This window comes from Streptomyces sp. NPDC058534 (genome assembly GCF_042717365.1).
GTDB lineage: Bacteria > Actinomycetota > Actinomycetes > Streptomycetales > Streptomycetaceae > Streptomyces.
This window is the reverse complement of the sequence record NZ_JBHXNW010000041.1, coordinates 69,537-76,777: the sequence shown is the minus strand read 5'-3', so window position 1 is coordinate 76,777 and position 7,241 is coordinate 69,537. Positions and strand designations below refer to the sequence as shown.

Here is a 7,241-nt window from a genome sequence, read left to right as displayed (position 1 = left end):
GGTCCCGACTGTAACTAGTGCGTCGAATGCCAGCGGGTTGCCTCTAAGGGCTCAAAATCTGGCGATAATGAGTGTCGACCTTAGAGCGTTATGAATCCGTGACCTACAGTCCCAGAATGCGGCTGGAATTTAGGGGCCATACGAGCGACAGCCCCTCTGACCTGCGACAGTGACGAAGTGTAGGTTTGAGGGTCACTTTGGTATTGGACTAGAGACTTCTTATCTAGTACTCAGGTAGGTGCTCAATCTACACAACTACACTAGGGGAGTATTTGAGCAGGTCAGAGGGGGTGTGGCTGATGGGTTGTCAGGTATTGGTGTGTAGTTTGGCCTTCCCGCTGACCCCCAAGAGGCCTAGACCAATCTCGAATGCAGCCTGCGGGACAAGCGGCGCCTTCACAGACTGCTGTCCTGCGCCCGTGGACTGTGCCTGCGTCTCGCGCCGCCCGCATGGCGCTGTGTATGCATGAAAGAGCCCCAGTCGACCACAGGGGCCAACCGGGGCTGAACGGCGCGTAAGGGCGCGCCTGTGCCTCTTGGTGGAGGCTAGCCGGCCAATGCCTCAGGGTGGCCCTGGAGCACCGCTAGGAGAGCCTCCATGCGCCCTATGCGCTGACGGGTAAGGAAGCTGTCGTCTCCGTCCCGCATGGCTGCGTACGCTGCGTCTAGCTGCCGGCTGATGTGCGCCCACTCCAGTTGCCACAAGTGCAAAGCCTCTTCGGCTGCGCACCGCTCCTCGTACTCTGCGCGCGTCATATGATGGTGCCTCCCCTTGTGTGGGACACCAGGCCCGGTCTCACTCGCCAAAGTACGGTCGGGCCTGGTGCCAAATTGGCTTTCCTGAGGTCAGTCAGCGGAGCGCGTTAGCCGGGCTTCCCATCGGTCCCACGCAGCGTCAACGGCCGGATTTCTGCGTTCGTCGCGCCATTCGGGAGTCAGCCGGTCCACGATCGGTGTCCTGTCTCCCCTGCCCTTTGAGGGTGCCAGCGTGATCCCTTTGGCTGCGGCCTTGAGTAGTGCCCGCTGTCCACCGATTCCGGCGCCCTGCCAAAGGCAAGCGAGGCTTTCGGGGTCCATGAGCGGCGTAAGGTCCGTGTCCTGCGACAGCTCCGCCAACTCCGCTTTGAGTTCAGCGATTTGTGCGGCCACCTGTTCGCGTAGCCTGTCGTACTTGTCTTCGTCCATCCGTCCTAGGACGAAGTACTCTTTCTCCAGTTTCATTTCGCGTCCAACGGCGGATTCAAGGGCTGCGCTGATGTACGCCTTCCGCGCGTCCCTGTCCGGGTCCTGGTACGAAAGCCAGTCGCGAGCAATGGCCCTGATGGTGGGTGAGTCCGGCATCAGGTACAGAATGTGATTGAGCCACATGACCGAAACAGCATCGTCCACACGTGTGCGCTCTGTGGAAACACCCTTGCAGGACGATGCCCCCTCGATCTGGCGTGCATAGCAGCGATAGTTAACCCCGCCATTCGCCATAGGGCCGTTGCAGAGTCCACAGCGAAGGGTGCCGGAAAGCAGCGCAACAATCTCACGCTTACCCCGAGTCCGGTCCCCAATGCTGGTGCCCTTTTGGGCTCGATCAGCCAGAATGGCACTGATCTTCACGTGTTCGGCGAAGCTGATGACGCCTTCCCCGCAAGAAATGGGGTCACCCCTCTTATCCAGCAAGGGGCTGCCTCCCCTGTGGTATTTGCCGACGTCCTTACCGTTCTTGTCCAGCATCTTTTCCCGGTCAGCCACCAGGCCAGCCCAGGTGACTGAATGGGCCAGACTGACGATGCCAGGGCCAGCCCACCTCTTGCCGTGACGTGTCGGAATCCCCTCAGTGTTCAGCTTGTTGGCAATCCAGTTCGGCGTTTTGCGGTCAAGGAGGTATTCAGCGATGCGGCGCGCTGTCGGGTACTCCTCAGGCTTGTGTACAAGTCGTCCGGTGCCTTGCGGGGATGCCAAGCCGTACGGTGTCACTCCGCCAGTCCACCGACCATCCGACTTGTTGCCGGCAATGCCGATCGCCGTGAATTCGCTTATGTCGTCCGCCTGTTCGCGCGCTTGTTCGCTGAGGATGGCCAGCACCATACGGCTACGTGTGGAGTCAAGATTCTCTGCCACGACGTAGATCCGTGCCTGACGCTCCTCGAACTTGTCCAGCAGCAAGCCAACTTGTCCCATGCCCCTGCGAGAAAGGCGGCTTGTCTTGAACACATACAGTGTCTTGGACAGTCCTGCGTCGGCGATTGCCGCTGTAGCTTTTTCGAACTCCTCACGCCTGACGTACGCCTTGCTGGCGCTCTTCTGCTCAAACCACACGTGCCGGATTCGCTTGCCCTCTTGGCTGGCGTGCCAGCACATACGGCGGACCTGTTCCCGCAACGCGCTAAGGGTGTCTTTCTTCTTGCTGCGTCGTATGTACATCTCGGCAAGGTCGGTCGGCGTGCCGGTTACTGCGGCCCACAGCCCTAGCGACTCCAGTTCCTCATCCTCGAAGCCCAGTGCCCGCAGGCTGGGGAGGTCTTCCCGCTCCATTGCTGCTGTCCATTCGCCTTGAGTGGTCCCGCTCAAGGCGCTGCTAGGGCGTCGAGTGCTTGATTTCGACGTTTCCGCAGGTCAGGAGCGGTATGGCACTCTTGGTTCATGGGTGCCCGTGGTGCTACGTGGGCAAGGCCCGCTTCGAGAAGGCGCTGGCGGCCTTCCCGCACCGGGACGGCGTCGAGGTGGTCCACCGGTCGTTCGAGCTGGACCCCGGGCGGGCCAAGGACGACGTGCAGCCGGTGCTGACGATGCTCACCGCCAAGTACGGCATGAGCGAGGCGCAGGCGCGGGCCGGTGAGGACAACCTCGGCGCGCAGGCCGCCGCCGAGGGCCTGGACTACCGCACCCGCGACCGCGACCACGGCAGCACCTTCGACATGCACCGCCTGCTGCACCTCGCCAAGGAGCGGGGGCGGCACGAGGCGCTCCTCGACGCCTTCTACCGGGGCAACTTCGCCGACGAGCGCTCCGTCTTCAACGACGACGAGCGGCTCGTGGAGCTGGCCGTCGCCGCCGGACTCGACGCGGACGAGGCCCGCGCGGTGCTCGCCGACCCCGCCGCCTACGCCGACGAGGTCCGCGCCGACGAGCGCGAGGCCGCGCAGCTCGGCGCCACCGGAGTGCCGTTCTTCGTGCTCGACCGGGCCTACGGCGTCTCCGGCGCCCAGCCCGCCGAGGTCTTCACCCGGGCGCTGACGCAGGCGTGGGGCGAGCGCACCCCGCTGAAGCTGATCGACGACGGGGACGCCGAGGCGTGCGGTCCGGACGGCTGTGCGGTGCCGGGGGCCGAGAACCCCAGGTGAGTGCCCGTACATAAGCGTTGCTTGGAGAAACCGCGTAGAAATACGCGATGGACGGGGAGGTCACGGGGCCGCACAGTGGTGCCATGGAGAGCTTCGAGAATCTCGTCCGTGCCGAGTTCGCCCCGAAGACCACGTACCTCAACACCGCCAGCACCGGCCTGCTGCCCGCCAGGACCCTCGTCGCGATGCGGGACGCGGCGGCGTCGGCCGCGGCCGGGCAGCCGCTCGACATGTTCGCCGACGTCGAGGCGTGCCGGTCCGCCTACGCCCGGCTGATGGGGGTGCCCGCCACCCGGGTCGCGGTCGGCGCCTCGGTGGCCACCTACAGCGGCCTGGTCGCCGCCGCACTGCCCGCGGGCGCCGAAGTCCTCACCGCGGAGGCCGACTTCGCCTCGCTGGTGAACCCGCTGTACATGCGGGGCGACCTCAAGGTGCGCAGCGTGCCCCTGGAGCGCCTCGCCGAGTCGGTGGGCCCGGAGACCGCGCTCGTCGCGGTCAGCTCCGTCCAGTCGGCCGACGGACGGATCGCCGACCTCGCGGCGCTGCGGGACGCGGCCCGGGCGCACGGGGCGCGGACGCTGATCGACGTCTCACAGGCGAACGGCTGGCTGCCGACGGCCGCCGACGACTTCGACTTCGTGGTCGCCGTCGCCTACAAGTGGGTGCTCTGCCCGCGCGGCGTCGCCTTCCTCGTCGTACCGGAGGACCTGGGGGAGTCGGCCGGGCTGACGCCGCTGTTCGCCGGCTGGGCGGCGGGGGAGCGTCCCTGGGACAGCTGCTACGGCCCCGTCCAGGAGCTCGCGCACTCCGCCCGGCGCTTCGACGAGAGCCCCGCGCTGTTCTCGTACACCGGCGCCAGGCACTCCCTGGCGCTGATCGAGGAGCTGGGCGTGGACGCCGTGCACGCCCACGACACCGGCCTCTCCGGCCGGTTCCGCGAGGGCGTGCGCGCACTGGGCCACGAGCCGGTGGCCGCGCCGGGTTCCGCCATCGTGTCCGTGCCCGGCCTCGGCCGGCGCAGGGACGAGGTGAGCCGGGCCGGCGTCGAGGTCTCCGACCGGGCGGGCCATCTGCGGGCCGCCTTCCACCTGTACAACACGGCGGCGGACGTCGACCGGCTGCTGGACGTGCTGGCCGGCTGAGACGTGCCGATCGGCGCTGCGCGCATGGCATCGGGCAGGAGCCTCCCGTCCCACACAAAAGGCCCCTGCCCGAGTTCAGATGCGGGTCACCTCACCGGAGTGAAGTCCCGTGCGCCGATGAAGTCCGGCCGCCGGATCGGTGCCGCGAACGGATCGACCGCGGTGTTCTCGACGCTGTTGAACACGATGAACACGTTGCTGCGCGGGAACGGCGTGATGTTGTCGCCCGACCCGTGCATGCAGTTGCAGTCGAACCAGGTCGCCGAGCCGGCCTTGCCGGTGAACAGCTTGATGCCGTACTCCGAGGCCATCTTCGTCAGGCCCTCGTCGGACGGAATCCCCGCGTCCTGCATCTGCAGGGACCTCTTGTAGTTGTCCTTCGGCGTCTCCCCCGCGCACCCGAGGAACGTCTTGTGCGACCCCGGCATGATCATGAGACCGCCGTTGGTGTCGTAGTTCTCGGTGAGCGCGATCGAGACCGAGATCGTCCGCATGTTCGCCAGACCGTCCTCGGCGTGCCAGGTCTCGAAGTCCGAGTGCCAGTAGAAGCCGCTGGCCCCGAAGCCGGGCTTGACGTTGATCCGCGACTGGTGGACGTAGACGTCCGAGCCGAGGATCTGGCGGGCCCGCCCGACCACTCGTTCGTCCCGCACGAGGTTCGCGAAGATCTCGCTGATCTTGTGCACCTCGAAGACCGACCGGATCTCCTTGGACTGCGGCTCGACGATCGACCGCTCGTCCGCGCGGATGGCCGGGTCGGTGGTGAGCCGCTCCAGCTCCCGCTGGTAGACCCCGACCTCGTCCGGCCCGATCAGCTGGTCGATGGCGAGGAACCCGTCGCGGTCCAAGGACTGGAGGTCACCCGGGGAGACCGGACCGGGCGCGTCGGGGGAGCCCCAGACGACCGGGTCCTTCCGGGGGGTTGCCACCTCGGTGGCGCCGCGGGTGGGATAGAGATCGGTGACGTTCGTGGTCATGGTCACGATGACTCACACCTCCTCGGTGAGCAGCGGGTAAACGCCGTTCTCGTCGTGGTCCTCCCGTCCGGTCACGGGCGGGTTGAACACGCAGAGGCAGTGGAAGTCCTCCTTGACCTTGAGCGTGTGCCGCTCATGGCCGTTGAGGAGGTACATCGTGCCCGGCGTGATGGTGTACGTCTTCCCCGTCTCGCGGTCGGTCAACTCGGCTTCGCCCTTGGTGCAGACGACAGCCTCGATGTGGTTCGCGTACCACATCGACGTCTCCGTACCCGCGTACAGAATCGTCTCGTGCAGGGAGAAGCCGACCTTCTCCTTCGCGAGGACGATGCGCTTGCTCTCCCAGGTGCCGGACGCCGACTTCACGTGCCGGTCGGTGCCTTCGATCTCCTTGAACGAACGGACGATCACGGTGTTGCGATGCCTCCTAGGTGAAGGGTGTGCAGGGGTCCCCGGCGCCCTCGGTCGCGAGGGCCGAAGGCGCCGGAAGCAGTGGTGGTGTCAGGCCGTCTCACGCACGGCCCGGGCGAGGGTCTTCATACCCTCGTCCAGCTCTTCGGGCGTGATGGTGAGCGCCGGGAGCAGCTTGACGACCTCGCTCTCGGGGCCGGACGTCTCGATGAGCAGCCCGAGTTCGAAGGCGCGCTTGGCTACCTTGCCCGCGCGGTCCTTGTCGTGGAACTCCAGGCCCCAGACCAGGCCGCGGCCCCGGTACTCCTTGACGTCCGCGAGGTTCTCCTCGGTGATGGCGATCATGTGCTGCTCGACCTGCTCACCGCGGGCGCGGGTCTGCTTCTCCATCGCCGACCCGTCGGCCCAGTACGTCTCCAGCGTGGCGGTCGCGGTGACGAAGGCCGGGTTGTTGCCGCGGAAGGTGCCGTTGTGCTCGCCCGGCTCCCAGACGTCCAGCTCCGGCTTGAACAGGCACAGCGACATCGGCAGGCCGTAGCCGCTGATCGACTTGGACACCGTCACGATGTCCGGCGTGATGCCCGCCTCCTCGAAGGAGAAGAAGGCGCCGGTCCGGCCGCAGCCCATCTGGATGTCGTCCACGATGAGAAGCATGTCCTGGCGTTCGCACAATTCCGACAAGGCGCGCAGCCACTCGGCCCGGGCGACGTTGATGCCGCCCTCGCCCTGCACCGTCTCGACGATCACGGCGGCCGGCTTGTTCAGGCCGGAGCCCTGGTCCTCGAGGAGCCGCTCGAACCACAGGAAGTCCTCGACGGTGCCGTCGAAGTAGTTGTCGAACGGCATCGGCGTGCCGTGCACCAGCGGGATACCGGCGCCGGCCCGCTTGAAGGCGTTGCCGGTCACGGCCAGCGAGCCCAGCGACATGCCGTGGAAGGCGTTGGTGAACGACACGATCGACTCGCGCCCCTTCACCTTGCGCGCCAGCTTGAGCGCGGACTCCACGGCGTTGGTGCCCGTCGGGCCCGGGAACATGACCTTGTACGGCAGGTCACGCTTGCGCAGGATGACGTTCTGGAACGTCTCCAGGAAGCGGCGCTTGGCGGTGGTCGACATGTCGAGACCGTGCGTGACGCCGTCCCGCTCCAGGTAGTCGATCAGCGCGCGTTTCAGGACCGCGTTGTTGTGCCCGTAGTTGAGAGAGCCCGCTCCGGCGAAGAAGTCGAGGTACTCGTGGCCGTCCTCGTCGTACATGCGGCTGCCCACCGCACGGTCGAACACGGTGGGCCAGCCGCGGCAGTAGCTTCGCACCTCGGACTCGACGGTCTCGAAGACGCTGAGGTCGGGCTGGGTGATGGTCACGACGAATCGCTCCT

At 66.2% G+C, this 7,241-nt stretch carries 6 protein-coding genes; 2 read left to right on the top strand and 4 right to left on the bottom strand.

Going from position 1 to position 7,241, the window contains the following annotated elements; genetic code table 11:
- Positions 1-846 precede the first annotated feature (846 nt).
- On the bottom strand, positions 847-2,526 hold the full coding sequence (locus ACFWR9_RS24535; RefSeq protein WP_383845721.1) for a recombinase family protein: 1,680 nt from the start codon (positions 2,524-2,526) through the stop codon (positions 847-849).
- Between the two features lie 92 nt (positions 2,527-2,618).
- On the opposite strand from ACFWR9_RS24535, the gene ACFWR9_RS24530 reads away from it, so the two are divergent.
- Entirely contained in the window at positions 2,619-3,335 is a 717-nt protein-coding gene (locus tag ACFWR9_RS24530; RefSeq protein WP_383845719.1) for a DsbA family oxidoreductase, read from the top strand.
- A 47-nt stretch (positions 3,336-3,382) separates the two neighbouring features.
- On the top strand, positions 3,383-4,477 hold the full coding sequence (locus ACFWR9_RS24525; RefSeq protein ID WP_383845717.1) for an aminotransferase class V-fold PLP-dependent enzyme: 1,095 nt from the start codon (positions 3,383-3,385) through the stop codon (positions 4,475-4,477).
- Positions 4,478-4,563: 86 nt separating this feature from the next.
- Here ACFWR9_RS24525 and thpD read toward each other — a convergent pair whose 3' ends face one another.
- The 3 genes from thpD to ectB form a co-directional block, all read right to left on the bottom strand.
- Complete coding sequence (gene thpD / locus ACFWR9_RS24520) at positions 4,564-5,463, bottom strand: ectoine hydroxylase (RefSeq protein ID WP_383845723.1); 900 nt, start codon at positions 5,461-5,463, stop codon at positions 4,564-4,566.
- Positions 5,464-5,466: 3 nt separating this feature from the next.
- Complete coding sequence (locus tag ACFWR9_RS24515) at positions 5,467-5,865, bottom strand: ectoine synthase (protein ID WP_121746346.1); 399 nt, start codon at positions 5,863-5,865, stop codon at positions 5,467-5,469.
- A gap of 90 nt (positions 5,866-5,955) precedes the next feature.
- Positions 5,956-7,227: a diaminobutyrate--2-oxoglutarate transaminase gene (gene ectB / locus ACFWR9_RS24510; RefSeq protein WP_383845715.1), complete on the bottom strand. Its 1,272-nt coding sequence runs from the start codon at positions 7,225-7,227 to the stop codon at positions 5,956-5,958.
- Between the last annotated feature and the right edge of the window lie 14 nt (positions 7,228-7,241).

What these genes read in the sequence shown, in the direction of transcription:
- ACFWR9_RS24535 (WP_383845721.1), bottom strand. Translation starts at nt 2,526, where the DNA reads ATGGAGCGGGAAGACCTCCCCAGCCTGCGGGCACTGGGCTTCGAGGAT.
- ACFWR9_RS24530 (WP_383845719.1), top strand. Translation starts at nt 2,619, where the DNA reads ATGGCACTCTTGGTTCATGGGTGCCCGTGGTGCTACGTGGGCAAGGCC.
- ACFWR9_RS24525 (WP_383845717.1), top strand. Translation starts at nt 3,383, where the DNA reads ATGGACGGGGAGGTCACGGGGCCGCACAGTGGTGCCATGGAGAGCTTC.